The sequence below is a fragment of the Lentzea sp. NPDC037011 genome, assembly GCF_055607425.1.
In genome coordinates this window covers 425,817-450,796 of record NZ_JBVJRT010000006.1, presented here as the reverse complement: position 1 = coordinate 450,796, position 24,980 = coordinate 425,817, and the positions used below count along the sequence as shown (strand labels likewise).

General features: G+C 71.0%; 28 protein-coding genes and 1 pseudogene. 12 read left to right on the top strand and 17 right to left on the bottom strand.

Going from position 1 to position 24,980, the window contains the following annotated elements; all coding sequences use genetic code 11:
• Positions 1 to 72: 72 nt before the first annotated feature.
• The gene (locus tag ACZ7CH_RS21280; protein WP_470374658.1) at positions 73 to 2,406 is read right to left on the bottom strand and encodes a Tex family protein; all 2,334 of its coding nucleotides are present in this window, start codon (positions 2,404 to 2,406) and stop codon (positions 73 to 75) included.
• Between the two features lie 48 nt (positions 2,407 to 2,454).
• Between ACZ7CH_RS21280 and ACZ7CH_RS21275 the strand changes: the two genes are divergently transcribed.
• The gene (locus ACZ7CH_RS21275) at positions 2,455 to 3,549 is read left to right on the top strand and encodes an alkaline phosphatase family protein (protein ID WP_470374657.1); all 1,095 of its coding nucleotides are present in this window, start codon (positions 2,455 to 2,457) and stop codon (positions 3,547 to 3,549) included.
• A gap of 45 nt (positions 3,550 to 3,594) precedes the next feature.
• Positions 3,595 to 4,455, top strand: a complete 861-nt coding sequence (locus tag ACZ7CH_RS21270) for a patatin-like phospholipase family protein (protein ID WP_360392189.1) — start codon at positions 3,595 to 3,597, stop codon at positions 4,453 to 4,455.
• On the opposite strand, the pseudogene ACZ7CH_RS21265 reads toward ACZ7CH_RS21270, so the two are convergent.
• Positions 4,400 to 5,594 (bottom strand): annotated as a pseudogene (locus ACZ7CH_RS21265) (RNA polymerase sigma factor). The gene ACZ7CH_RS21270 and the pseudogene ACZ7CH_RS21265 sit on opposite strands and share 56 nt — an antisense overlap.
• Positions 5,595 to 5,599: 5 nt before the next feature.
• Positions 5,600 to 6,007, bottom strand: a complete 408-nt coding sequence (locus tag ACZ7CH_RS21260) for a YciI family protein (protein ID WP_470374656.1) — start codon at positions 6,005 to 6,007, stop codon at positions 5,600 to 5,602.
• A 114-nt stretch (positions 6,008 to 6,121) separates the two neighbouring features.
• Between ACZ7CH_RS21260 and ACZ7CH_RS21255 the strand changes: the two genes are divergently transcribed.
• The 3 genes from ACZ7CH_RS21255 to ACZ7CH_RS21245 are packed head-to-tail and all read left to right on the top strand — an operon-like array spanning position 6,122 to position 8,527.
• Positions 6,122 to 6,694, top strand: coding sequence for an RNA polymerase sigma factor (locus ACZ7CH_RS21255; RefSeq protein ID WP_360392180.1), 573 nt, complete (start codon positions 6,122 to 6,124; stop codon positions 6,692 to 6,694).
• The gene (locus ACZ7CH_RS21250) at positions 6,691 to 7,569 is read left to right on the top strand and encodes a hypothetical protein (RefSeq protein WP_458431014.1); all 879 of its coding nucleotides are present in this window, start codon (positions 6,691 to 6,693) and stop codon (positions 7,567 to 7,569) included. Before ACZ7CH_RS21255 ends, ACZ7CH_RS21250 begins: the two co-directional genes overlap by 4 nt.
• 52 nt (positions 7,570 to 7,621) lie before the next feature.
• Positions 7,622 to 8,527 (top strand): alpha/beta fold hydrolase, encoded by a 906-nt coding sequence (locus ACZ7CH_RS21245; RefSeq protein WP_470374655.1) that lies wholly within the window; start codon positions 7,622 to 7,624, stop codon positions 8,525 to 8,527.
• Between the two features lie 2 nt (positions 8,528 to 8,529).
• On the opposite strand, the gene ACZ7CH_RS21240 is transcribed toward ACZ7CH_RS21245, so the two are convergent.
• A complete protein-coding gene (locus tag ACZ7CH_RS21240; RefSeq protein ID WP_360392172.1) occupies positions 8,530 to 9,924 on the bottom strand; it encodes a WS/DGAT/MGAT family O-acyltransferase in 1,395 nt (464 codons plus the stop codon).
• A gap of 221 nt (positions 9,925 to 10,145) precedes the next feature.
• On the opposite strand from ACZ7CH_RS21240, the gene ACZ7CH_RS21235 reads away from it, so the two are divergent.
• Positions 10,146 to 10,964, top strand: a complete 819-nt coding sequence (locus tag ACZ7CH_RS21235) for an esterase/lipase family protein (RefSeq protein ID WP_470374654.1) — start codon at positions 10,146 to 10,148, stop codon at positions 10,962 to 10,964.
• A gap of 3 nt (positions 10,965 to 10,967) precedes the next feature.
• Here ACZ7CH_RS21235 and ACZ7CH_RS21230 read toward each other — a convergent pair whose 3' ends face one another.
• Positions 10,968 to 11,750, bottom strand: coding sequence for a helix-turn-helix transcriptional regulator (locus ACZ7CH_RS21230; protein ID WP_470374653.1), 783 nt, complete (start codon positions 11,748 to 11,750; stop codon positions 10,968 to 10,970).
• A 68-nt stretch (positions 11,751 to 11,818) separates the two neighbouring features.
• On the opposite strand from ACZ7CH_RS21230, the gene ACZ7CH_RS21225 reads away from it, so the two are divergent.
• Positions 11,819 to 12,553 (top strand): SDR family oxidoreductase, encoded by a 735-nt coding sequence (locus tag ACZ7CH_RS21225; RefSeq protein ID WP_470374652.1) that lies wholly within the window; start codon positions 11,819 to 11,821, stop codon positions 12,551 to 12,553.
• A 115-nt stretch (positions 12,554 to 12,668) separates the two neighbouring features.
• Here the strand turns inward: ACZ7CH_RS21225 and ACZ7CH_RS21220 are convergent, their stop codons facing one another.
• Both ACZ7CH_RS21220 and ACZ7CH_RS21215 read right to left on the bottom strand, forming a co-directional pair.
• Complete coding sequence (locus tag ACZ7CH_RS21220) at positions 12,669 to 13,583, bottom strand: hypothetical protein (RefSeq protein ID WP_360392160.1); 915 nt, start codon at positions 13,581 to 13,583, stop codon at positions 12,669 to 12,671.
• Between the two features lie 66 nt (positions 13,584 to 13,649).
• Positions 13,650 to 14,618 carry a DUF2332 domain-containing protein gene (locus tag ACZ7CH_RS21215; protein WP_360392157.1) on the bottom strand — a complete coding sequence of 323 codons (969 nt, stop codon included), beginning with the start codon at positions 14,616 to 14,618 and terminating at the stop codon, positions 13,650 to 13,652.
• A 104-nt stretch (positions 14,619 to 14,722) separates the two neighbouring features.
• Between ACZ7CH_RS21215 and ACZ7CH_RS21210 the strand changes: the two genes are divergently transcribed.
• Complete coding sequence (locus ACZ7CH_RS21210) at positions 14,723 to 15,481, top strand: enoyl-CoA hydratase/isomerase family protein (protein ID WP_458431019.1); 759 nt, start codon at positions 14,723 to 14,725, stop codon at positions 15,479 to 15,481.
• Between the two features lie 15 nt (positions 15,482 to 15,496).
• Here the strand turns inward: ACZ7CH_RS21210 and ACZ7CH_RS21205 are convergent, their stop codons facing one another.
• From ACZ7CH_RS21205 to trxA, 7 genes are all read right to left on the bottom strand, one after another.
• Positions 15,497 to 16,096 (bottom strand): MBL fold metallo-hydrolase, encoded by a 600-nt coding sequence (locus tag ACZ7CH_RS21205; protein WP_360392154.1) that lies wholly within the window; start codon positions 16,094 to 16,096, stop codon positions 15,497 to 15,499.
• Positions 16,096 to 17,184 (bottom strand): S-(hydroxymethyl)mycothiol dehydrogenase, encoded by a 1,089-nt coding sequence (locus ACZ7CH_RS21200; RefSeq protein WP_360392151.1) that lies wholly within the window; start codon positions 17,182 to 17,184, stop codon positions 16,096 to 16,098. Before ACZ7CH_RS21200 ends, ACZ7CH_RS21205 begins: the two co-directional genes overlap by 1 nt.
• Positions 17,185 to 17,196: 12 nt before the next feature.
• On the bottom strand, positions 17,197 to 17,715 hold the full coding sequence (locus tag ACZ7CH_RS21195; protein ID WP_360392148.1) for a VOC family protein: 519 nt from the start codon (positions 17,713 to 17,715) through the stop codon (positions 17,197 to 17,199).
• Positions 17,716 to 17,817: 102 nt separating this feature from the next.
• Positions 17,818 to 18,087, bottom strand: a complete 270-nt coding sequence (locus ACZ7CH_RS21190) for a DUF4235 domain-containing protein (protein ID WP_360392146.1) — start codon at positions 18,085 to 18,087, stop codon at positions 17,818 to 17,820.
• The gene (locus ACZ7CH_RS21185) at positions 18,084 to 18,371 is read right to left on the bottom strand and encodes a DUF3618 domain-containing protein (protein WP_360392143.1); all 288 of its coding nucleotides are present in this window, start codon (positions 18,369 to 18,371) and stop codon (positions 18,084 to 18,086) included. Before ACZ7CH_RS21185 ends, ACZ7CH_RS21190 begins: the two co-directional genes overlap by 4 nt.
• Positions 18,368 to 18,757: a phage holin family protein gene (locus ACZ7CH_RS21180; protein ID WP_360392141.1), complete on the bottom strand. Its 390-nt coding sequence runs from the start codon at positions 18,755 to 18,757 to the stop codon at positions 18,368 to 18,370. The genes ACZ7CH_RS21185 and ACZ7CH_RS21180 overlap by 4 nt, the downstream gene beginning before the upstream one ends.
• 60 nt (positions 18,758 to 18,817) lie before the next feature.
• Positions 18,818 to 19,186: a thioredoxin gene (trxA, locus tag ACZ7CH_RS21175; RefSeq protein ID WP_360392139.1), complete on the bottom strand. Its 369-nt coding sequence runs from the start codon at positions 19,184 to 19,186 to the stop codon at positions 18,818 to 18,820.
• A 186-nt stretch (positions 19,187 to 19,372) separates the two neighbouring features.
• Between trxA and ACZ7CH_RS21170 the strand changes: the two genes are divergently transcribed.
• The 4 genes from ACZ7CH_RS21170 to ACZ7CH_RS21155 are packed head-to-tail and all read left to right on the top strand — an operon-like array spanning position 19,373 to position 23,514.
• Complete coding sequence (locus tag ACZ7CH_RS21170) at positions 19,373 to 20,275, top strand: ABC transporter substrate-binding protein (RefSeq protein ID WP_360392136.1); 903 nt, start codon at positions 19,373 to 19,375, stop codon at positions 20,273 to 20,275.
• A 10-nt stretch (positions 20,276 to 20,285) separates the two neighbouring features.
• Positions 20,286 to 21,104, top strand: a complete 819-nt coding sequence (locus tag ACZ7CH_RS21165; RefSeq protein ID WP_360392133.1) for an amino acid ABC transporter permease — start codon at positions 20,286 to 20,288, stop codon at positions 21,102 to 21,104.
• The gene (locus ACZ7CH_RS21160) at positions 21,091 to 21,849 is read left to right on the top strand and encodes an amino acid ABC transporter ATP-binding protein (RefSeq protein ID WP_470370936.1); all 759 of its coding nucleotides are present in this window, start codon (positions 21,091 to 21,093) and stop codon (positions 21,847 to 21,849) included. The genes ACZ7CH_RS21165 and ACZ7CH_RS21160 overlap by 14 nt, the downstream gene beginning before the upstream one ends.
• Positions 21,850 to 23,514 carry an aminotransferase class V-fold PLP-dependent enzyme gene (locus ACZ7CH_RS21155; protein WP_470374651.1) on the top strand — a complete coding sequence of 555 codons (1,665 nt, stop codon included), beginning with the start codon at positions 21,850 to 21,852 and terminating at the stop codon, positions 23,512 to 23,514.
• Between the two features lie 18 nt (positions 23,515 to 23,532).
• Here the strand turns inward: ACZ7CH_RS21155 and ACZ7CH_RS21150 are convergent, their stop codons facing one another.
• From ACZ7CH_RS21150 to ACZ7CH_RS21140, 3 genes are read right to left on the bottom strand one after another with little or no spacing between them, the layout of a single operon-like run.
• Positions 23,533 to 23,955 carry an Imm1 family immunity protein gene (locus tag ACZ7CH_RS21150; RefSeq protein ID WP_458431024.1) on the bottom strand — a complete coding sequence of 141 codons (423 nt, stop codon included), beginning with the start codon at positions 23,953 to 23,955 and terminating at the stop codon, positions 23,533 to 23,535.
• Positions 23,956 to 23,982: 27 nt separating this feature from the next.
• Entirely contained in the window at positions 23,983 to 24,165 is a 183-nt protein-coding gene (locus tag ACZ7CH_RS21145; RefSeq protein ID WP_470374650.1) for a DUF397 domain-containing protein, read from the bottom strand.
• Positions 24,140 to 24,979 (bottom strand): helix-turn-helix domain-containing protein, encoded by an 840-nt coding sequence (locus tag ACZ7CH_RS21140; protein ID WP_470370939.1) that lies wholly within the window; start codon positions 24,977 to 24,979, stop codon positions 24,140 to 24,142. The genes ACZ7CH_RS21145 and ACZ7CH_RS21140 overlap by 26 nt, the downstream gene beginning before the upstream one ends.
• Position 24,980 lies beyond the last annotated feature (1 nt).

The window sequence follows — 24,980 nt, the reverse complement described above, 5'->3', positions numbered from 1 at the left end:
GGGACGTCTGCAAGTACTGCCGACCTGAAGTCGGTGGTACTTGCAGACGCCCCTTCCACATGCCGGGCCGGGCTACTTGCCGAAGCCGGCCTTGCGGAGCGCGTCCGCCATCGAGCCGCTGGCCGGCGGCGGGGAGCTGCGACGGTCGTTGCCGCCGCCGCCGCCACCGCCACCGCGCTGCGGGCGACGGTCACGGCCACCGCCGCCACCGCCTCCGCCGTGCTGCTTCGGCGCCGGCTTGCCCGGCTCGTCGGTCAGCCGCAGCGTCAGCCCGATCCGCTTGCGCGCCTCGTCGACCTCCAGCACCTTCACCCGCACCACGTCACCGGACTTCACGACGTCGCGCGGGTCCTTGACGTAGGTGTTGGACAACGCGGAGATGTGCACGAGACCGTCCTGGTGCACACCGATGTCGACGAACGCGCCGAACGCGGCCACGTTCGTGACGACACCCTCCAGCACCATGCCCGGCTTCAGGTCGGCGATCTTCTCGACGCCGTCGGCGAAGGTCGCGGTCTTGAACGCCGGACGCGGGTCGCGGCCCGGCTTCTCCAGCTCCCGCAGGATGTCCGTGACCGTCGGCAGGCCGAACTTGTCGTCGACGAACGTCTCCGGCCGCAGCTTCGTGAGCACCGCGGTGTTGCCGATCAGCTCGGTGCCCGCCTGCTGCTGCATCTTGCGCACCACCGGGTAGGCCTCGGGGTGCACGGAGGAGGCGTCGAGCGGCTCGTCACCGCCGCGGATCTTGAGGAAGCCCGCGCACTGCTCGAACGCCTTCGGGCCCAGGCGCGTCACGTTCTTCAGCGCCGTGCGGGTCTTGAACGGGCCGTTCTGGTCGCGGTGCAGCACGATGTTCTCCGCGAGACCGGCGGTGATGCCGGAGACGCGGGTCAGCAGCGGCACCGACGCGGTGTTGAGGTCCACGCCGACCGCGTTCACGCAGTCCTCGACCACCGCGTCCAGCGAGCGCGACAGCTTCGACTCCGACAGGTCGTGCTGGTACTGGCCGACGCCGATCGACTTCGGGTCGATCTTCACCAGCTCGGCCAGCGGGTCCTGCAGGCGCCGCGCGATCGACACCGCGCCGCGGATCGACACGTCCAGGCCGGGCAGCTCCGCCGACGCGTACGCCGACGCCGAGTACACCGACGCGCCCGCCTCGGACACGACGACCTTGGTGAGCTTCAGCTCGGGGTGGCGCTTGATCAGGTCGGCGGCCAGCTTGTCCGTCTCGCGCGAGGCCGTGCCGTTGCCGATCGCGATCAGGTCGACGTCGTGCGCCTTGGCCATGGCCGCGAGCTTCGCGATCGACTCGTCCCAGCGGTTCGCGGGCACGTGCGGCTGGATCACGCCGTGCGCCACGACCTTGCCGGTGGCGTCGACGACCGCGACCTTCACACCGGTGCGGTAGCCGGGGTCGAGGCCCATGGTGGCGCGGGTGCCGGCGGGAGCGGCGAGCAGCAGGTCGCGCAGGTTCGACGCGAACACCTTCACGGCCTCGTCCTCCGCGAACGCCCGCAGGCGGCCGCGCAGGTCGATGCCCAGGTGCACGAGGATCCGCGTCCGCCACGCCCAGCGCACCGTGTCGGTGAGCCACTTGTCGCCGGGACGGCCCCGGTCGTCGATGCCGAACCGGGCGGCGATGCGCACCTCGAACGACGACGGACCGCTCTCGACCGGCTCCTCCGGTTCGAGGACGAGGTCGAGGACCTCCTCCTTCTCACCGCGGAACAGCGCGAGGATGCGGTGCGACGGCAGCTTGGTGAACGGCTCGTCGAACGCGAAGTAGTCCGCGAACTTCGCGCCCTCGGTCTCCTTGCCCTCGCGGACCTTCGCCACGACCCGGCCGCGCGTCCACATCTGCTCGCGCAGCTCGCCGATCAGGTCGCCGTCCTCGCCGAACCGTTCGACCAGGATGGCCCGCGCGCCCTGCAGAGCGGCCGCCGCGTCGGCGACCTCCTTCTCCGCGTCGACGTACCCGGCCGCTTCTTCCTGCGGGTTCAGGTTCGGGTCGCCGAGGAGCGCGTCGGCCAGCGGTTCGAGGCCCGCCTCCCGCGCGATCTGGGCCTTGGTGCGCCGCTTCGGCTTGTACGGCAGGTAGAGGTCCTCGAGCCGGGCCTTGGAGTCCGCGGCGAGGATCTGCGCTTCGAGCGCCTCGTCGAGCTTGCCCTGCTCGCGGATCGAGGTGAGAACCGCCGCACGGCGCTCCTCCAGCTCGCGCAGGTAGCCGAGCCGCTCCTCGAGCGTGCGCAGCTGCGCGTCGTCGAGACCGCCGGTCGCCTCCTTGCGGTAGCGGGCGACGAACGGGACGGTCGCGCCACCGTCGAGCAGTTCGACAGCAGAGCTGACCTGGCCCGAGGCCACACCGAGCTCGTCAGCGATCTTCTGGTGGATGAGCGTTGTCACAGCGGGTCATTGTGCCCTTCGCCGGATTCGGCGTGGCACGGTGGCCCGATGAGCATCGCCGAGGTCGTTCCCTCGCTGCTGGCCGGGCTGGACGTGCCCGGCTGCGACAACACGCTCGACCTGCCCGCCTCCCGCAGGGTCTGCCTGCTGCTCGTCGACGGGCTGGGTCACCACCTGCTGCGCGCCCATGCCGAGCACGCGCCGTTCCTGAGCTCGCTGGTCGGTCGCGAGATCGACGCGGGCTTCCCGTCCTCGACCGCCACCAGCCTCGCCTCGATCGGCACCGGCCTGCTGTCCGGCGAGCACGGCATCGTCGGCTACACCTTCGAGACCGGCGGCGAGGTGCTCAACGCGCTGTCGTGGACCCGGCACGACGACCACCACCACGACCTGCGCAAGACCCTCGTGCCCGAGGTCGTGCAGCCGCACCCCACGACGTTCGAACGCGCGGCAGCCGCCGGTGTCGCGGTCAGCACGGTGGCGCCGATGGTCCAGCGCGGCAGCGGCCTGACCCGAGCGGTGCTGCGCGGGTCGTGGTTCGTCGGCGCGGCGGGCTTCGGCGACCTGGCCCTCGGGGCGGCCGCGGCGCTCACCGCGGACCGCGCGTTCTGCTACGCCTACCACGCGGATCTCGACACGATCGGGCACGTTCACGGGCCCGGTTCCGAGCAGTGGCTGCTGCAGCTGGAGTTCGTGGACGCGCTGGCCGCCCGGATCGCCGACCGCCTGCCGGCCGGGTCGGTGCTCGTGGTGACCGCGGACCACGGCATGATCACGGCGGGGGAGCGGATCGACTTCGACACCGAACCCCTGCTGTGGGAGGGCGTCCGGCTGATCACGGGCGAACCGCGGGCGCGCAGCCTGCACGTGTCCGGCCCCGTCGACGAGGTCGTGTCGGTGTGGCGGTCGTTCCTCGGCTCCCGCGCGGAGGTGCTGACCCGCGCCGAGGCCGTGGCCGCCGGCTGGTTCGGCCCGGTCGCGCCGATCGCCGCGGACCGCATCGGCGACGTCGTGGTGGCCATGACCGGTGACGCGGTGCTGGTGCGCGGCCAGGCCGAACGGCGGTTCTCGGCGTTGAACGGGTTCCACGGCTCGCGGACGCGCGACGAGGTGGCGATCCCGTTGCTGTGGCTCTCTTCGTAGCTTCAGTGTCGGCCGAAACCAGAGTTCCGCCCTAGGATTTTCGTCGTGACGATCGAACTGCCAGGACCAGTGGGCTTCGTGCTCGGCGGTGGCGGGAGCCTGGGCGCGGCCCAGGTCGGCATGCTCCGCGCGCTGCGCGAGCACGGGGTGCGCCCGGACCTGGTCGTCGGCACGTCGGTGGGCTCGGTGAACGGCTCCCTGCTCGCACTGGACCCCGACCGGGCCGCGGAACGCCTCTTCGCGCTCTGGCAGGGCATGACCCGCCAGCGGGTGTTCCCCGGCGGCCCCCTCGCCCAGCTGAGGTCGTTGCGCGCCAACAAGACCTACCTCTTCCCGAACACCGGCCTGGCCGGCGTGCTCGCCGGTGGTCTCGACGGCACCACGACGTTCGAGGGCCTCTCCCTCCCCTTCGGCGCGGTGTCGGTGGACTGCGTGACCGGCGAGGCCGTCAACATCACCTCCGGCGACCTCGTCCCCGCGATCCTCGCGAGCGCCGCGATCCCCGGCGTCTACCCGCCGGTGAGGATCGCCGACCGCGTCCTCTACGACGGCGGCGTGCTGGCCAACGTCCCCATCCGCCAGGCGCTCGCGATGGGCGCGCAGTCCCTGGTGGTGCTGGACTGCGCGTTCCCCGGCCACCTGCCGACCGTGCCGGAGACCCTCGCCGAGACCCTGCTGTTCTGGGCCACGCTGGGCATGCGCAACCAGGCCGTGCTGGAGGTGGAGCTGGCCTCGCAGCAGGTGCCGGTGCTGTACCTGCCCGGTCCGCCCGTGCAGGCCGTGACACCGCTGGACTTCTCGCACACCGCGGAGCTGGTGGAGGCGTCCTACGTGGCCTCGGCCGCGTTCCTCACGTCGTTGGAGTTCGGCGGGATCGGGCTGTACGGGCACCCGTCGCACGCCTGACGCCCCTGCGCAGCGCGTTCACCCGAGCGGCCTCCCTGGTCAGGTGGTGCCGCTCGGCCAGGTTCGACGCCGCCTCCGCCGCCTCCGCGTACAACCGCGCCGCCTCGTCCAGGTCCCCGGCCTTCTCCCGCAGGTACGCGGAAACAGCCGCATACCGCGGCAACGAGGGGTCCACAGAGGACAACGCGGCCAGTCCAGCGGGTGCCCCGTCCGCCTCTCCGACGGCCACCGCGCGGTTCAGCAGCACGACCGGGTTCGGCGTGAGGGCGGCCAGCTCGTCGTACCACTCCACGATCTGCACCCAGTCGGTCTCCGCCGCTGTCCGCGTCGGCGTGCAGGGCCGCGATGGCCGCCTGGGCCTGGAACTCGCCGAGGCGGTCGCGGGCCAGTGCCGCCTGCAGGACCTCCACGCCCTCGGCGATCAGGGCCACGTCCCACAGCGAGCGGTCCTGGGCGGCGAGGGGGATGAGACCGTCGGGGCCGGTGCGGGAGGCGCGGCGGGCGTGGTGGAGCAGCATCAGGGCCAGCAGGCCCGCGACCTCGGGGTGGTCGAAGGCGGTGTGCAGCTGCCGGGTCAGGCGGATGGCCTCGGCGGCCAGGTCGACGTCGCCGGAGTAGCCCTCGTTGAACACCAGGTAGAGGACGCGCAGGACCGTTGCCACGTCGCCGGGGCGGTCCAGGCGGGCCGCGGCGATCGTCTTCTTCGCGCGGCTGATGCGCTGCGCCATCGTCGCCTCGGGGACGAGGTAGGCGGTGGCGATCTGGCGGGTGGTCAGGCCGCCGACGGCGCGCAGGGTCAGCGCCACGGCCGAGGACGGGGACAGCGACGGGTGGGCGCACAGGAAGTAAAGGCGCAGCGTGTCGTCCGCGGTGGGCACGTCGCCGGGTGGGGGCTCGTCGAACACCGCGTCCTCGCGGCGGCGGCGGGACGACTCGGCGCGGGCGGTGTCCAGGAAGCGGCGCCACGCCACCGTCACCAGCCAGGCCCTGGGGTCGCGCGGCGGGTCCGCCGGCCACGAGCGCAGAGCCTCGACCAGGGCGTCCTGGACGGCGTCCTCGGCCGCCGCGAAGTCGGCTCCGCGGCGGACGAGGACGCCGAGCACTCCCGGCGTGAGGTTGCGCAGCTGGGAGAAGTCCACGGCCGCTACTCCGTGATCGCCGGCGTCACGCCGTAGAACGGGCGCAACTCCAGCCACTCGTGGATCGGCCTGCCGCCGGCGCCGGGGGCGGCCGAGAGCTCGCCGGCCAGTTCGACGGCGCGGGCGTGGCTGTCCACGTCGATGACCATCCAGCCGGCGATGAGGTCCTTCGTCTCGGCGAACGGGCCGTCGGTGACCGGCGGGCGGCCCTCGCCGTCGTAGCGGACCCAGGTGCCCTCGGGGGACAGGGCGTTCTCGTCGACGAACTCGCCGGTCTCGCGGAGGCGGTCGGCGAAGTCGCCCATGTACCGGACGTGCGCGGTGACCTCCTCGGGCGTCCACTGCGCCATCGGGACGTCGTTCACCGCCGCCGGCGCGCCGCGGTAGTGCTTGAGCAGCAGGTACTTGGCCATCAGGATCTCCTTCGAGTACGTCGGTCGCAACGGGGACGGAGCCGGCCGGCCGTTCTCGACATCATCCAGAAGTTCTTCTGCCAACACCTCCGGACCCTGCGGACACGAGTGGGCATGACGACCGAAGACCCTGACGACCGGGCGCTGTGGGCGCAGGCCGCCGGGGGCAGTGCGCACGCCTTCGGGGTGCTGTTCGACCGGCACGCCAGAGCGGTCTACAACCACTGCTTCCGGTTGACCGCGTCGTGGGCGGCCGCCGAGGACCAGCTGCAGGCGACGTTCCTGCTGGCCTGGCGCAAACGCGACCAGGTGCGGCTGGAACGCGAGTCCGCGCTGCCGTGGCTGCTCACCGTCGCGACCAACGTGGCCCGCAACGAGCGGCGGTCGCTGGCGCGCCGGCTGCGGCTCGCGCGGCGGGCCCACGACCCCGGCCACGTGCCCGACCACGCCGACCGGGTCGCCGGCCGGGTCGACGACCAGCGGCGGATGGCCGAGCTGCTCAAGGCCGTCGAGAAGCTGCCGCGCAACGAACGGGAGGCGCTCGCGCTGTGCGTGTGGTCCGGTGTGTCCTACGCCGACGCCGCCGCCGTGCTGGGCATCACCGAGGGCAGCGTGCGGGCTCGGGTCAGCAAGGCCAGGTCCCGGCTCAAGCAGAGCGAACTCGTGACCGCAGGGGAGGACCGATGACGAACGTGCTGCCACCCGACCGCGACCTGCCGCCCGGCCGCCAGGCGCGGATCAGGGCCGATCTCGAACAGGCGGTCTCCGGCCGCCCGCGCCGGCGGCTGCTGGTGCCGGTCCTCGCCGGGGCGGCCGCGGTGGCCGCCGTGGTCACGAGCGTCGTGCTGCTGGACCCGAAGACCCAACCGCCGCAGCCGGCCGTGCACGTCACCGACTCGCCGGCACCGGAACCGGCGCCGCGCGACACCTTCGGCCTGCGACCGGATCAGGTCACCCGGATCGAACAGGGTTGCGCGCGGGACGCGAAGGTGACCGAGCCGCTGCGGCTGGACAACTACGGCCAGGACGAGGGAGGCCGGTGGGCGCTGCTCTACACCGCCAAGGCCGCCGTGTGGTGCGAGATCGGCCGCGGTGGCGAGGAGTACGGCGCGAGCGGGCCCAACGCCCTCCACGTCGACTGGCTGGCCGGGGACTACTCCACCCACGTCGGCGGGGCGCAGCCCGGCGGTGACACGCACCCGTTCAGCCCCGCGCTGGCCGGTGCGCCCGGCTACCGCTTCCGCGCGGGCCGCGTCGGTTCGTCCGTCGCGCGCATGACGTGGCGCGACTCCGAGGGCGCGACCGGCGAGGTCAAGATCGCCAACGGCACCTTCGTGCTGCGCCGCCTGCACCCGTCCACCTGGAGCGGCGGCGGTCGCCCTGGCGACTTCCTGGTGGTGCAGGCTTACGACGCGGCGGGGAAGCCGCTCGACCCGGACAGCGACGGCGAGGGCAAGTGCTGGGTCGTGCCGGGCACGAACGAGGCGATCCCCGACTTCCGGCCGGTCGAGGAAGCGGAGCAGGACGGCCGCAAGTGTCAGCCCGCGCGACCGTGGAAGTGATGCCGCCGACGGGCGCTACCGGTCGGTAGCGCCAAGCGACATACTGGTTGGTATGACGACAGTGGCCCAGTTCGGCGGCACCAGCCGGTACGCAGACCTCGACGGACCCGTGCACTGGGTCGACTTCGGCGGACCGGAGGACGGTCCGCGGATCGTCCTCGTGCACGGGCTCGGCGGCTCGCACCTCAACTGGGTGCTGCTCGCGCCGCTGCTCGCCGAGAAGGCCCGCGTCGTGGCCGTCGACCTCGCCGGACACGGCCTGACGCACCCGGAGGGCCGCGGGACCACCGTTCAAGCCAACGCGCGGCTGCTCGGCCGGTTCCTGCGGCACGTCGTCAAGGAACCGGCCGTGCTCGTCGGCAACTCCATGGGCGGCCTGATCTCCCTGCTGCACACCGCGCAGGACCCCGACCTGGTCACCGGGCTCGTGCTGGTCGACCCCGCGCTGCCGATGGTGTTCGGCACCCGCCCCGACCCGACGATGCTCAGCACGTTCTTCCTGTACTCGGTCCCCGGTCTGGGCGAGCGGTTCATGGCCCGCTCCAGGGCGGTGTCACCGCGCCGGCAGGTCGACCGCGTGCTGGAGCTCGTGTGCGCGGACCCCACGACCATCCCGGAGGAGCTGAAGCTCGCCAGCGAGCACCTCATCGGCGAACGCGCGAAGGTCGAGGGCCTCGACGCGGCGTTCCTCGCGGCCGCGCGCAGCGTCGTGGTCACGACGTCGAAGCGCGGCGCGTACTTCGCGGCCATGGACAAGATCCGGGTGCCGGTGTTCCTGATGAGCGGCGACCGGGACCGGCTCGTCAACGTCGCGGCGGCCCGGTACGTGGCGCGCCGCCGCCCGCACTGGCGCTACGACGAGTTCGAGGGCGTCGGTCACGTGCCGCAGATGGAGATCCCCGACGTCGTGGCCGAGCGGGTCCTGGACTGGATGGCGGCCAACCGGCTCGGTAGCTGACCTCAGCGCTGGTCTTCCCGTTCGGCGGCCAGCGCCACCAGCTCGTCGAACCCGGCGCGGATGCCGTCGGCCAGCAGCTGCACGTCCGGCACGCCGTCGAAGTCGGCGTTGATGCCGAACGTGAACCTGTCCAGGTAGGAGAAGATGCCGACGGTGATCCGGATCGTCGAGGCCACCGGCACGTACGGGAACATCTCCACCAGCGGGCGGCCGAGCAGGTAGAGCGGGATCCGCGGGCCCGGCACGTTGGTCGTGACGGTCTGCAGGACCTGCTGGGGGAACCGCATGGCGGTGCGCGAGCCGAGCGCCATCAGCGTGGGCGCGGCGAAGTTGCTCAGGTTCGTGAGCACGTCGGCGCCCGCGGCCTGGCGGGAGCTCTTCAGGTCGTCCATCTGCGCGCGGATCGACGCGAGCCGCCGCACCGGGTCCGCCTCGCCGACGGGGAGGTTCACCAGCACGGCGCTGACGCGGTTGTTGAGCTCGTTGTGCTGGTCGGCCCTGCGCATCGACACCGGCACCATCGTGCGCACGACCATGCCGTCGGTCAGCTCGCCGCGCTTCTCCAGCAGGTCGCGGAAACCGCGCGTGACCGCGGTGAGGATGACGTCGTTGACCGTGCCGCCGGCGGCACGGCGGATCTGCTTGATCTCGGCCAGGTCCGCCCGCGCCCACACCCAGCGGCGGTGCGGGCCGATCGGGCCGTTGAGCGACGTGGCCGCGCTCGTCAGCAGGCGGCGCGCGGTACCGGGAAGAGAACCGAGAACGGACTTGCCGAAGTCGACGATCTCGCTGAACGACCGCAGGTTCCGCGCGAGCGCGGGCAGTGCGGCGAGGTGCTGCACCGGGGTCACCACGGCGTCGCGCACACCGTCGACGACGAGGTCGAGGGTCGAGGGCTGCTGCCGCGGCGTCCACTCCTCCGGCTCCGGCAGCTCGCCCTCCTTCCGGAAGTCCAGGATGAGCTGCAGCATGTCCGAACCGGACACCCCGTCGATCATGCAGTGGTGGACCTTGGAGATGATCGCCCAGCGACCGCCCTCCAGGCCCTCGACGAGCCACGCCTCCCACAGCGGCTTCGTGCCGTCGAGCCTCTGCGCGAAGATCCGGCCCGCGAGGTTGCGCAGCTGGTCCTCGCCGCCCGGCGACGGCACCGCGGTGTGCCGCACGTGGTAGAGCACGTTGAAGTGGTCGTCGTCGACCCAGACCGGGCGGCCGACGTGGAACGGCAGCGCCTTCACCTTCTGCCGGTAGCGCGGCACCTGGTCCATGCGCGCCAGGAAGAGGCGGATGACGTCGCCGTAGGACGGCACCGGGCCGTCGAAGACCAGGACGGAACCGACGTGCATCGGCACGTTCTCGTCCTCGATGAAGTAGAAGCCTGCGTCGAGCGAGCTCATCCGGTCCACTCGGGGAACACTAGAGGAGCACTCCGTCTCAATCGACGTCCATGCAGGTGAGAGGCACTGCACAGCGGTGAGGTTGCCGACGCGTCACCTCCGCGTGGCGAATCGAGACTCGAAAGTGCTGGCAAAAAGATCGATCACGAAACATCATGGACACACCGGGCGGAGCCGCTCGGGGCGCCGGCTCGGGGTTGTCGACGTGTGGGGAGGCCCGTATGTCCGCCATACCTTCGGACGACGTCTTCGACGAAGCTGCCGCTTCGCCCCTGCACCTCGTGAGAGGCAGCGCTCCCGGCCTCTTCTGGTACCTCACCGAACCCACCCGCTGCGCCCTGGACGTCGGCGAGTTCGTCGCGACCCGGTCGATGCTGCGCGGTGCGCCCTCCGGTGACGGCCACCCCGTCCTCGTGTTCCCCGGTCTCGGCGCCGCGGACCCGTCCACGGTGATGCTGCGCCGGTTCCTCTCCGGCCTGGGCTACGAGGTGCACCGCTGGGGCCTGGGCACCAACATCGGCCCGACCCGCCACGCGGTCGACGGCATGCACGCGCTGGTCAAGAAGGTCTCCGACGCCCACGGCGGCCCGGTGTCGATCGTGGGCTGGTCGCTCGGCGGGATCTTCGCGCGCGAGATGGCCCGTGACCACCCGCACCGGGTGCGCCAGGTGGTCACCCTCGGCTCGCCGTACAACATGAGCGATCCCGTGCAGTCACGGGCGATGCCCGCGTTCGCGCTGTTCTCCCGCCTGCACATCCCGAAGGACGAGTTCCCGCCGCCGGAGTCGACCCGCCCGCCGATCCCGGTGCCGGCCACGTCGGTCTACTCCAAGACCGACGGGATCGTGTCCTGGGAGTCCTGTGTGGAGGAACCGGGCCCGCGGCGGGAGAACGTCCAGGTGTCCTCGTCGCACCTCGGGTACGGCTTCAACGCGAGCGTGCTGTGGGTGGTGGCCGACCGGCTGGCCCAGCCGGAGGGCACGTGGGCGCCCTTCACCGCGCCGCCGGGCATGGCGCGCATGTACCCGCGGGCGGCCTGACCCTCAGCAGGGCCGGGCGTCGGCGTAGATCACCAGCGTCCGGTCGGGCTGCCCGGCGAGGTGGAACGCGGTGTAGGCGTAGTCGAGGGGCCCGAGATCGGGGTGGCGCAAGCGTTTCCGGCCGCTGCCCTGGTCCTGCACCTCGTGGTGCGGCCACCACGAGCGCACCTCCGGGCTCGCCTCGTGCAGCTCGGCGACCAGCCGCGTGAACCGCTCGTCGGCGGGGTGGCGGCCCGCGAGGGTGCGCAGCCGGGCGAGCAGGCCGCGCGCCTCCTGCTCCCAGTCGAGGACGACCTCGCGGGCCAGCGGGTCGGTGAACGTCCACCGGGCGAAGTTCGGCTTGTCCGCCTTGAGGTTCACGAACAGCTCGGCCGCCGCCGCGTTGTGGCTGAGCACGTCGTAGGTCGCGCCGATCACGTACGCCGGGTGCGGGCCCAGCAGGTGCGGCACGGCCGCCACCTCCGCGGTCACGGCCTCCGCTTCCGGCACCCGCGTGGTCGCGTGCCCGGCGAGCAGGAACAGGTGGTCCTCTTCGGGCCGGTCGAGCCCGAGCGCCACGGCGAGCGCGGTGAGCACCTGGCCGGACGCCCGCACGTCGCGCCCCTGCTCCAGGTACGTGTACCAGGTGGCGCTGATCCCGGCGAGGACGGCGAGCTCCTCCCTGCGCAACCCCGGTGTCCTGCGGCGGGACGTGTTCGGCAGCCCGGCCTCGGCGGGGGACAGGCGTTCCCTCCGGCTGCGCAGGAACGCGCCGAGCTCACGCCGCTGGTCAGCCGTCCGTCCCATGCTGGTACCTCCGGTTCCAGCATAAACCGGCTCTGGATACCAGGGTGAGGCCGCCGCAGGCTGGTGCCATGTCAATCGAGGACAAGGTCGTGGCGATCACCGGTGCGAGCAGCGGGATCGGAGAGGCGACCGCGCTGCTGCTCGCACGCCGCGGAGCACGGCTCGTGCTCGGCGCCCGCCGCACGGACCGCTTGGCGGACCTGGTGGCGAGGATCGAGCAGGCGGGCGGCACGGCCGTGCACACGGCCACCGACGTGACCCGGCGCGCGGACCTGCACGCGCTGGTGGCGCTGGCCCGCGACCGGTTCGGCCGGCTCGACGTGCTCGTCGGCAACGCCGGTGCGGGCCCGATCTCGCCGCTCGACGACCTGCGCGTCGACGAGTGGGACGAGATGGTCGACGTCAACGTCAAGGGCGTGCTGCACGGCATCGCCGCCGCGCTGCCGGTGTTCCGCGAGCAGGGGTCCGGGCACTTCGTCACCACCGCCTCCACCGCGGCGTTCCGCGTCGTGCCGGCGATGGCGGTCTACGCGGGCACCAAGGTGGCCGTGCAGGCGATCTGCGAGGGGCTGCGCCAGGAGGCCGGCCCGCGGGTGCGGGTCACGACCATGTTCCCCGGTTTCGTGCACACCGCCTTCGCGGAGGCGTCAGCCAACCCCGGTGTGCGGGCGGGCATCGCGGCGATGCGCGACGAGATCGCGATCCCGCCCGACGCCATCGCCCGCGCCGTCGCGTTCGCCCTGGAGCAGCCGCCCGACGTGGACGTCAACGAGATCGTCGTGCGCCCCACCGCCCAGGCCTAGCCGCCGCCCTGCCGGCCAGAAGTTCTTGTCCGCCTCCTTCCCCTCCTTGCAGACGCCGGCAAGCGGCAGCTGTCGATCGCGGTCACCCTCCAGCGGTGGACCGGCACCTGCTGGCTCAGCCGCGGTAGGCGTTGCGCACGTAGGTGAGGCTGAACGTGCCCTTGCCGGAGAAGTACGAGTTCACCAGCTCCGCCGGGTGCGTGGCCAGGTAGCCGCGGTAGAACGCGCCGTCGTTCTGGTCGTCCCAGCCCCAGGGCGCGTTCGCCGCGTTGTCCTTGCCGTTGTCGCCGCGGAACGTGCCGAACGACGCGTACGTCTCGGAGTTGTTGCGGCGCGCCCACATCCCGTTCGCGGCGAACGTGTCCACCAGCCGGTACTTCACGTCACGGTCGTTGCCACCGGAGGGCACCTCACCGGTCGCGGCGGGGTGGTAGACGACTCCGTCGCCGCCGGGGAAGTCGTTGCCGTCCCAGCGGTACAGGCCGTGGCCCTTGGCCTCCTGGCGCGTGGCCGGCCGCCCGCCGGAGAGCAGCAGCGTGCCGTCGACCGTCTCCGAACCGCTGCGGTACGGCGACCCGGCCGGCACGTAGGAGTAGAAGTCGCTGTGCGCCACCGTAACGGCGGCTTCGAGCGTGCCGTAGGAGGCGTCCTTGCGGACCACGAACAGCGCGCCCTCCAGGTCGTTCTCGTGCGTCGTGAGGCCGAACGGGTCCGGCTTGTCGTCCCAGTCGCGCGGGTGGAAGAACGAGTAGACGAGGAACCAGTGGGTCTCCGTCTCCACCACCGAGTAGTAGGCGGCACCGGTGAGGCGGCTCAGCTGGGTCTGGTTCTCCCAGTTGTTCAGCCCGTCCCAGTCGCCGTCGAAGTCCACTGTGGACAGGTAGTCCGCGTCGTGGTCCGACGAGTCCGTGTCCTGGTGGTGCACCGGCGCCCAGTGCAGGGCGAGGTCGTAGTCGGAGACGGCCGCCTGCGCCGGCGCGGCGATGAGGGTCGTCGTGAGCAGAACAGCGGTCGCGAAAAAAGTTTTCACCCACCGCAAACTAGAGGTGATGAAGCCACGGGCACCACGGTGCGCGATTGACCGTTCACGGACTGTTCAGCTGTAGATCGTCACCGTCAACCGCGGCGTAGACCGGAAGTCGGCCGCCTCGTACGCCACGCGCGCCAGCGGCATCGACCCCGCCGCCGCGGTCAGCGTCGTCTCGATCTCCAGCCGCTCGTCCTCGGTCAGGTACGGCCAGAACGAGCTGTGCCAGATCACCGTGCAGGTGTCGCTCTCGTCCGGCGCCACGAGGTTCTCCCGCAGCCACCGCCCGGCCGGTGACCGCGCGACCCGCACCCCGACCTGCGCGGCGAGCTCGATGGCGTCGTCGAGGTCCCAGCGCAGCGCGTCGTGCTCCGGCGGGATGAACGAGTGCAGGATCATCGCGTGCCGCGGGTCGGCCGGGTCGCGCGGCTGCAGGTCGCAGCCCGCCCGCGCGACGATCCGGAGCTCCGGTGGCCGCGGTCCCGCGGCGGCCAGCCGCACGGGCGAGTCCCGGTCGCCCCACTCCCAGTCGAGGCCGAACCAGCGGTAGCGGTCCAGGATCAGGTTCAGCCCCGCGCACGCGCCCAGTTCCAGCAACCGGACCTTGGGCGCGCCGATCATCGTGAGGCCCCGCAACAGGAACCCGGCGGTCTTGGGCTGGTGCTGCTGCACGGTCCGGTCGAGCGCCGCGAGGATCTCGCCGGGGTTCTCCACGATCGCCCGCCGCGCCGCCAGCCACGCCAGCAGCGACGCCGAGTCCGACGCGCCCGCCATCGCCGCCGCGTGCGCGCCGGCGAACCGCTCGCTCAGCTCCGGCGCCCGCCCCGACAGCATCAGCAGCCGCACCCCGGCCAGCGCCTGGATGCCGAACAGCGGGCTGTGCACCGCGCTGTGCGAGCAGAGCAGGTCGGCCACCGGGCCGCCCCGGTCGAGCTCGCTCGCCAGCTCGGAGAGGATGCGCGCGGAGACGGGGGCGCTGCCGCGCAACCGCGTCGCGAAGGTGCGCAGGGTGGCAGCGCCGATGCCGGCCGCGGTCACGCGTTCCTCCCTTGTTCGGCAACGGACGTCACAACGGCGTGACCGCGTTCCTACCCGAACAAGAGCCGGGATGTGCGCCGAATGCGCGCTGTATCGTGCGGCAAGTGAGTGAATTCCTTCAGCTGTCAACGGCGGGTCCGGTCGCCACGCTGACGATCGACCGGCCGGCCAAGCGCAACGCGATGAGCTACGAGATGTGGTCCGCACTGCCCGGCCTGATGGCCCGCGTGTCCGCCGACGACAGCGTCCGCGTGCTGGTCATCAGGGGTGGCGAGCACTTCTCGGCCGGCGCGGACATCGCGGAGTTCTCCACCCTGCGCCGGGGCGCGGAGGGTGCCGCGCGCTACGGGGAAGCTGTGCACAACGGCGAGCGCGCCATCGTGCAGCTCGACAAGCCCACCATCGCGGCGGTGTCCGGGTTCTGCGTGGGCGGCGGCTGCGAGATCGCCCTCGCCTGCGACCTCCGGGTGGCGGCGGCCGGCGCGCGGTTTGGGATCACCCCGGCGAAACTGGGCATCGTCTACAACTTCACGTCCACCAAGCAGCTCGTCGACGTGGTCGGCCCGGCGTGGGCGAAGCAGATCCTGTTCTCCGCCGACCTGATCGACGCGGCGACCGCGTTGCGGATCGGGCTGGTCAACGAGGTCGTCGCGGACCTCGGCGCGCGCGTCGGGGAACTGGCGGCGCAGATCGCCGGGCGTGCGCAGGTGAGCGTGCGCGGGGCGAAGAAGATCGTCAACTCGATCACCGACGGTGGCCACGAGGACGACTTCGTGCGGGCGCTGTACGCGGAGGCCGCCTCCAGCGCCGACTACGCGGAGGGCGTGTCGGCGTTCCTGGAGAAGCGGCCCCCGCGGTTCTGACGTGGCCGGCAGGGGTCAGAAGCGTTCGGCGTCGATCGTGGTGTCCTCGCCGTGGCCGGTGTGCACCACGGTGCCGCCGGGCAGCTCGAAGAGCTTCTCCCGGATCGATCGCTCGATCGTCGGCCGGTCGGAGAACGACCGGCCGGTCGCGCCCGGACCGCCCTGGAACAGCGTGTCACCGGTGAACACCGCGCCCAGCGACGGCACGTAGAAGCACACCGCGCCGGGCGAGTGGCCCGGCGTGTGCAGCACGTGGATCTCCTCGCCGGCCACCGTGAGCACCTGGCCGTCCTGCAACGCCTCGTGCGGGGTGACGCCCGTGTGGGTCAGCTCCCACACGACCCGGTCGGCCTGGTGCAGCGCCAGGGGAGCACCCGTGGCGTGCGCGAGGTCGGGAGCGACCCGCACGTGGTCGTCGTGGGCGTGGGTCAGCAGGATCGCCTTGACCCGGCGGCTGCCGACGACCGCCAGGATCGCGTCCACGTCGTGCGGTGCGTCGATGACGACGCACTCCCTGTCGTCGCCGATCACCCAGACGTTGTTGTCGACGTCGAACGTCTCGCCGTCCAGCGAGAACGTGCCGGACGTGACGGTGTGGTCCACCCGCAGCGCCATCAGAACACCACGACCGATCGCAGCACGTCGCCGTGGTGCATCTTCTCGAACGCGCCCTCGACGCCGTCCAGCGCGATCTCCTCGGTGACGAACGCGTCCAGGTCGAACCGGCCCTGCTGGTAGAGGTCGACCAGCAGCGGGAAGTCCCGCGAGGGCAGGCAGTCGCCGTACCAGGAGGACTTGAGCGACCCGCCGCGCGAGAAGAAGTCGATCAGCGGCATCTCCAGCGTCATGTCCGGCGTCGGGACGCCGACCAGCACGACCGTCCCGGCGAGGTCGCGGGCGTAGAACGCCTGCTTCCACGTCTCCGGGCGGCCGACCGCGTCGATCACCACGTCCGCGCCGAACGAGCCGGTCAGGTCCTGGATCGCCGTCACCACGTCGTCGACCTCGCGGGCGTTGACCGTGTGCGTGGCACCGAAACCCTTGGCCCACTCCAGCTTCCGCGGGTCCGTGTCCACGGCGATGATCTTCGCCGCACCCGCGAGGCGCGCACCGGCGATCGCGCCGTCACCGACACCACCGCAGCCGATCACGGCCACCGAGTCGCCGCGCGTGACACCACCGGTGTTCACCGCCGCGCCCACACCGGCCATGACACCGCAGCCCAGCAGGCCCACGGCCGCGGCCCGCGCGGACGGGTCGACCTTCGTGCACTGTCCCGAGTGGACCAGCGTCTTCTCGGCGAACGCGCCGATGCCCAGCGCGGGCGACAGCTTCGTGCCGTCGGTCAGCGTCATCGGCTGCGTCGCGTTGAACGTCGAGAAGCAGTACCACGGCTTGCCGCGCTTGCACGCACGGCACGTGCCGCAGACCGCGCGCCAGTTGAGCACCACGAAGTCGCCGGGTTCGAGGTCGGCGACGCCCTCGCCCACGGACTCGACGACACCGGCCGCCTCGTGCCCGAGCAGGAACGGGAACTCGTCGTTGATGCCGCCCTCGCGGTAGTGCAGGTCGGTGTGGCAGACGCCGCACGCCTGCACCTTCACCACGGCCTCACCGGGTCCGGGGTCGGGCACCAGCACCGAGGTCAGCTCGACGGGTTGTCCCTTGCCCCTGGCGACGATGCCCTTGACCTCTTGCGCCACTCTGCGACTCCTTCAGTTGACGAGCGTCGAGCCTTCGAACTTGCCCAGCTCTTCCCGGTAGAACTCAATCCCTACACCGTTGGGGTCGCGGATGTACAGGCTGTCCTCGACGCCCCGATCCGGCCCCAGGTACTCGACCCCGTCCTCGTCGAGCTTGGCCTTGATCGCGTCGAACCGCTCGGGCGAGATGGACAGCGCCAGGTGCTGCACGGCGCCGATCGTCTCGGAGAACGGCGGGTGGTCGTGACCGGGGAAGTCGAAGAACCCCAGCAGGTTCTTGCTGCCGAGGTCGAAGAAGAAGTGGCTGGAGCCGCGGTAGTCGCGGTTCTCCACGAGCTCCACGAGCGGGAAGCCGAGGAACTCCTGGTAGAACCGGATCGTCTCCTCGACGTCGCGGCAGATCAGCGCGATGTGGTGGACGCCCTGCGTCGGTGAGCCGCCGCGGTCGGCCAACGGCTTCACGTAGCGTTCGCGCAGCTCGTCGCGCTTGGCCCTGATCGCGTCCAGCTCGGCACCCTCTGGCTGTGGCATGCCGACCAGAGTAGTTGAGGGTTCAAACGCCCGCAGGACCACGACGAGCCGGCCCGCGGGTGGGCGCGGACCGGCTCGTGTCGTGCCGTGGTGGTGCGGTGGTCAGTCTTCCTCGTCGCCGGGCCACTTGCCTGTGGCCTTCTGGAAGCCGACGGCGCCACCGCGGTCGATCGCGGCCTTGACCAGGCCGAAGATCGCTCCCTGCAGTGCGGCGGCGAGCAGGACCTCGCGCCAGCGGCGGTCCTTCATGGTCGCGCTGGGCGCTTCCTTGTCGCCGGCGACGACCTTCCAGATCTGCCCGAAGATCGCCGTGGCGGCCATGCCGCCCAGCGCACCGAGCAGCATTCCGAGTGGGCGGTACAGCAGCTTCATCCGTTCCTCCTGGACAGCTTCCAGATGAGGAGCACGAGTGCCATCAGCACCGCTCCGATCGCCAGCGGGTGCTGACGCGCCTTCTGCACCTGCTGCGCCACCGGTTCGGGCAGCGACGCCACGGCCTGGTCGGTCGCCGCGGTCATCCGCACGACCGTCTCGTGCGCCTGCTCCTTCACACGACCCGGCACGTCGACCTTGTGCGCCAACGCCTCCACGGTCTCGCCGAGCTCACGGCGGGTGCGTTCGACGTCCCGCTGCAACTGCTCCCTGGGATCGGTCATCGGTGCGCACTCTCCTTGATCGTCGCGATGTCGCGCTGGACGTTCTCCACCGCCTGCCGCGGCACGGGCGGAGCGGCCTGCTTGACCTGCGAGCGCCCCACCAGCGCCAGGACACCGGCGATCAGGAGGAGCCCGGCGGCGACGATGAGGGCAGCCGCCCACCCGGGCAGCACGAGGGAGAGGGCGAGGACCAGGCCGGCGACGACGCTCAGCCCACCCCACCACGCGAACACGCCGGCCGCGCCGAACAACCCGGCGCCGACACCGGCGTGCTTGCCCTTGTCCTTGAGCTCGGCGACCGCGAGGCGAATCTCATCGCGTGCGAGCCTGCTCACCTGCTCGGACAGCTGGTTGACCAGCTGTGCGGTCGACGTGTCGGTGTTCATGCGACTCGGCTACCCGGAGTAGCCCCTCGCGAATCACCGACACGGGTGTTTCGCGGGAGGTCAGCCCTGTTCCTGCGCCTGCTTGACCTTCGCGTGGACCTCTTCCATGTCCACGCCGCGGGCCTGCTCGATCAGGTCGTCCAGCGCGTTGCCCGGCAGCGCACCCGGCTGGGCGAACAGCACGACACCCTCGCGCACGATCATCAACGTGGGGATCGACCGGATGCCGAACGTGGCCGCGAGCTCCTGCTGCGCCTCCGTGTCGACCTTGCCGAACACCAGGTCCTCGTGCTTCTCCGACGCCGCCTCGTACGTCGGCGCGAACGCACGGCACGGCCCGCACCACTCGGCCCAGAAGTCGACCAGGACGATGCCGGAACCGCCGACCACCTCGTCGAAGTTCTCCGTGGTCAGCTCGACCGTCGCCATCTGTTCCTCCTCGTAGTTGGCTCGCCCCTCCCAACGCCCCAACCGCCCCCAGAATTCCCGGCCCTCCGGGCACGCGGGGACCCCGCGTGCCCTCTACGAGTACGAAAGCTCCCCGCGTGCACTGAGGCAGGCGTGGATTTCAACTTTTTGTGGACGTCTTCAACGGAGCGTTGTAGGTTCCCGGCCATGAAGCCGCGCCTGCTCGTGACCACGCTGCTCGTCGCCACGCTCACCGCGTGTGGCGGCACGTCTGACAACGCGCAGACGACCACCCCACCGTCCTCGGACCTGTCGAGCGTCCAGAAGGACGACGCGCTCGCCGCGCTCGTGCCCCCGGCCATCGCGCAGACCGGCAAGCTGCGGGTCGGGTCGAACATCCAGAACCCGCCGAACAACTTCTACAAGGAGGACGGCAAGACCCCGCAGGGGTCGGAGGTCGACCTGATCACCGCGATCGCCGCCAAGATCGGGCTCAAGGCCGAGCACAGCGACATGGCGTTCAGCTCGCTGATCACGAGCCTGGAGACCGGCCGGGTCGACGTGACGATGGCGGCGATGAACGACACCGCCGAACGTCAGCAGAAGATCGACTTCGTCGACTACTTCACCTCCGGCATCACGATCATGGTGCAGAAGGGCAACCCGCAGGGCGTCAAGGGACCCGACGACCTCTGCGGCAAGGGGGTGGCGGTGAACCTCGGCAGCTCGCAGGAGACGTTCGCCAAGGAGCAGAGCCAGCGCTGCGTCGCCGCGGGCAAGCCCGAGGTGCAGGTCAGCGTCACCGACAGCGACACCGGCAACCAGAACCAGCTGCGCACCGGCCGCGTCGCCGCGATCCTCAACGACCTGCCGACCGCCGTGTACGTCGCCAAGACCGCGGGTGACGGCGCGTTCTTCGAGGTCGTCGAGCTCGCCCCGATCAACGGCGGCCCGTACGGCATCGGCGTGAACAAGCAGAACGCCAAGCTCAGCGAGGCGGTCAAGGGCGCGTTGCAGGCACTGATCGACGACGGCACCTACGCCAAGATCCTCGGCAACTGGGACATCAAGCAGGGTGCGATCGGCAAGGCTGCGATCAATGGCAAGTGATGTCGATCGGATGTCCGATCAGAAGCAGGATCATGAGCTCGTCGTCGTCCCGCTGAGCCACCCGTGGCGGTGGGTCAGCGCGGGGATCATCGTCATCATCATCGCCGGCTTGGGCTGGGCGATGGCGGAGGCACAGATCCAGTGGGAGCACGTCCCGGGGTTCTTCACGCACCCCGTCATGCTCGAAGGCCTGGTCAACACGATCGTGCTGGCCATCGCCGCGCAGGGCGGTGCGATCGTGCTCGGCGTGGTGGTCGCGCTGATGCGACTGAGCGCCAACCCGGTCGCACGGTGGTTCGCCATCGGCTACATCTGGCTGTTCCGCGGCCTGCCGGTGCTGCTGCAGATCCTCATCTGGTTCAACCTCGCGCTCGTCTTCCAGAACATCAGCATCCCGATGGTGTTCAGCGTGCCGACGAACGTGGTGATGACCGCGTTCGTGGCGGCGTTGCTGGGGCTGGGGCTGAACGAGAGCGCCTACATGGCCGAGATCGTCCGCGCAGGTCTGTCCAGCGTGGACCCCGGTCAGACCGAGGCGGCCAAGTCGATCGGCATGACACCGGCCACGACGTTGCGGCGGGTGGTCCTGCCGCAGGCCATGCGCGTGATCATCCCACCGACCGGCAACAACTTCATCAACATGATCAAGGGCACGTCGATGGCGTCGGTGATCGCGTTCCTGGAGCTCATCCACGCCGCGAACAACATCGCCTCGCGCAACCTGGAGATCATGGAGACCCTGTTCGCCGCCGCGGCCTGGTACCTGGTGATGGTGTCGCTGGCGTCGGTCGGGCAGCACTACCTGGAGCGTGCGTATGGCCCTCGTTGAGGCGGTCGATGTCCGCAAGTCGTTCGGTCACACCGAGGTGCTCAAGGGCATCGACCTGGAGGTCGAGCGGGGTGAGGTCGTGTGCCTGCTCGGGCCGTCCGGTGCCGGCAAGTCGACGTTCCTGCGCTGCGTGAACCACCTGGAGACCATCGACGCGGGCCGCATCTGGGTCGACGGCGTGCCGGTCGGCTTCCGCGCGGCCGGCGGCAAGCTGTACGAGCTGAAGGAGCGCGACGTCGCCCGGCAGCGCCGTGACGTGGGCATGGTGTTCCAGCGGTTCAACCTGTTCCCGCACCGCACGGCGCTGGAGAACGTCTTCGAGGGCCCGGTGCACGTGCTCGGCGTCGACCGGGCCACCGCCGTCGCCGAGGCGCGCGACCTGCTGGAACGGGTCGGGCTCGCGGAGAAGGCCGGCGCCTACCCGGCGCAGCTGTCCGGCGGCCAGCAGCAGCGTGTTGCGATCGCCCGCGCGCTGGCGATGAAACCCAAGCTGATGTTGTTCGACGAGCCCACGTCGGCGCTGGACCCCGAGCTCGTCGGGGAGGTGCTCGACGTGATGACCGGTCTCGCCCGCGACGGCATGACGATGATCGTGGTCACCCACGAGATCGGCTTCGCCCGCTCGGTCGCCGACCGCGTGGTGTTCCTCGTCGACGGCGCGGTCGTCGAGTCCGGCACCCCGGCCGACGTGCTCGACAACCCGCAGCAGCCGCGCACGCGGCAGTTCCTCGCAAAGGTGCTCTAGGTGACCAACTCCTCGTACCTCGCCCAGTTCCGCGAACCGGAGGGGTACCTCGACTTCGCCCGCTTCGGCCCCCCGTCGATCCCGGTGGTGGCGGCCACGACCCGGCTGATGGAGCAGGCGTCGCTCGCCGGTCCCGCCACGGTGGACACGCTGATGCGCGAGGAGCAGCGCGTCAAGGCCGCCGCCGCGCGGCTGTGCCGCACCGACACCGACCACGTGGCGCTCGTGCCGAACACGTCGACCGGCCTCTTCCAGGCCGCGTTCGGCCTGACCGGCACCGTCATGTACTCGGCGGCGGAGTTCCCGTCGAACACCTACCCGTGGGTGCGCGCGGGCCTGCCGTCGGTGGTGCTCGACGGCGCGGTGACGGCGTCCTCGGTCGTCGGCGCGCTGACGCCCGAGGTGTCCGCGCTGTCGGTGTCCGCCGTGGACTTCCGCACCGGCTACCGGGCGGACCTGGCGGCGTTGCGCGAGGCCGTCGGCGACCGCCTGCTGATCGTGGACGGCATCCAGGGCTTCGGCGTGGTCGACGAACCGTGGGAGGTGGCCGACGTGCTCGTGGTCGGCGGCCAGAAGTGGCTGCGGGCCGGGTGGAGCACCGGTTTCGTGGTGCTGTCGGACCGCGCGCTGGAACGGCTCCAGCCCGTGCTGTCCGGGTGGACGGGCGCGGTGGACGCGGGCCTGTTCGACAACGCCGTGCACGCCGCAGCCCCCGACGCGGCGGCGTGGAACGTCACCAACCTCTCGCCGGTCGTGTCCGGCGCGTTCGCCGAGGCGCTGGAGCTCGTCGAGCTGGCGGGCGTGGGCGCGCTCGACACCGCCGTCGCCGAGGTCGTCGCCGAGCTGGAGGAGATCGTGCTGTCGTGCGGCGGCGAGGTCGTCTCCGCCCGCGACCGCCGCGCCGGCATCCTGGCGTTCACGACGGCCGAGGCCGCGCCGGTCGTGGGGGAGGCGCTGAAGTCGTTCGGCGTCACCGCCACCGTCCGCCCGGAGCACGTCCGCCTGTCACCGCACGCCACGACCACCCGCGGCACACTCGAACGCGTCCGGTCGGCGCTGCGGTCGCTGTCCGGCCCGTCGGTGTCGACCATGCCGGCGGCGCTGTCGGCGCTGGTGCCGACGGTCGACAGCCTCGCCACGGCACTGGGCCCGGACACCGAGGTCGTGGTGCACGACCTGTCCCGGCTGCCGAACTCGATCATCGCGATCGCCGGCTCGCTCACCGGCCGCCAGGTGGGCGGCCCGATGACGGACCTGCTGCTCGGCCTGGTCCGCCGCGGCACGACGACCGACATGCCCGGCTACGAGACCTACGCGCCGGACGGCCGCGCGATCTGGTCGTCGACGACCTTCGTGCGCGACGCGGCCGGGGTGGCGGTGGGCTGCCTGTGCGTCAACAAGCTCGCCGCGCACGAGGCGTCCGGGCCCGTCGAGTCGTTCCCGCAGGACGTGGACACACTCCAACGGGTGCTCGTCGAGAAGGCGATCGCCGACGTCGGGGTGCCGGTCGAGCTGATGAAGAAGGTGCACAAGTCGCAGGTCGTGCGGGTGCTGGACGAGGCGGGGTTCTTCCTGATCCGCGACTCGGTCGACCACCTGGCGAGCGTGCTCGCGGTGACCCGCTACACGATCTACAACTACCTCAACGCGAACCGGGGCACGTGAGGGCTGCCGGCGGGCCGCTCACCACCAGTCCGGAGCGGCCCTCCAGGCGGGCGCGACCGGGCGCTCGCCGCCGGTGGTCATGAACTCGTGGGCGGCCCGGCGCACGACGTCCAGCGGGATCTCGGAGTCGGCCGGGTACTCGGTGTCCGAGCTCATCAGGTAGTACAGGACCGGTTCGGCGGAACCCCAGTCGGTTCCGGGCGTTTCCGTGCTGAACCACTTCTGCCCGCCACCGGCGTAGTACAGCGCGCCCCGACCGGCCTGGCCGTGCAGCCCGACGTTGAAGTTCGCGCGGCCGGGGTTCTCGGCCACGTACAGGTCGACGAGCACGCGGCCGTCCCGACCGGCGACGGCGTCCAGCACGGCGTCCAGCTCGGCCGGGGTGCGGACGATCACGGCGTCGTCCTGGTCCTCCTCGTACCAGGCTTCCAGCTCCACCACGGCTCTGTTCTCCGAGGGTGCTCCGTCTCAGCGCGAGCCGACGTGTGCGACCAGCGAGCGCCAAGCGGGGGTCGAGAACGTGAGCACGTCGCCGCTCACGTTCTTCGAGTCCCGCACCAGCGCGTTGTGGTCGAGCGACACGTCGACACAGGCGCTGCTGTCACCGCCGGTGCTGTAGCTGCTCTTACGCCAGATCCGTTCCCGCGCCATCAGATTCCCCTCGAAGTCGGCTGATGTACTCCATCAGCTTGCGCTTCGATTGTTCCTGATCCAAGGCGAGCGCTTCCAGTCGCTGGAACAGGTGGGTGGCGACCTCGACCGCGGGCTCGTCCTGGGCGAACACCTGGGCCATCTCAGTGTCGGTGTAGACCAGCGCAGGGGCCTTCTCGAACTCCATCAGCGCACAACCCGCTGTCAGCACGATGGCGTCATCCGGCACGATCCGCACGATGTAGGTGTTGAACAGCAGCTGCAGGTACTGGTCCTCCATGATCCGGTCATCGCCGACGTGCGTCCGCAGCGCGCGTTCGAGGACGTAGATGCGAACGTCCGGCCTTCTGGCACGCCGGAGGATCGTCTGCCGCTCCATCCGCACTTTCACCCGCGCGGCGACCTTCTCCGGCGGGATCAGCCCTGCGTTGCGGTACAGCGCATCGGCGTAGTCAGGGGTTTGGACGAGACCAGGAGCGGTACTGGTCTCAACCCAGGTGATCTTCGTGGCCAGCGACTCGGCCATCATGAGCGTGCGCAGGTTCTCCGGCATCTGGGCGAAGTACGGGTCGAAGGCGTGCCGGTACCGGGCCTGAAAAGCCTCGATGTACTCCAGGTCCTTGCCGCACACCGTCAGGTACTGGATGATGTCGCCCGCGCTCGCGTGCGCCTTCCCGTGTTCGATGGTGGAGACCTTGCTCGGGTCCCAGCCGAGCCGGTTCGCCATGGCGCGGCCGTGCAGCGACGTGCTCGTCTCCCGGATGAGGCGCAGCTCGTCGCCGAGGTCACGGCTGTACGCGGTGGAGTAGGTCATG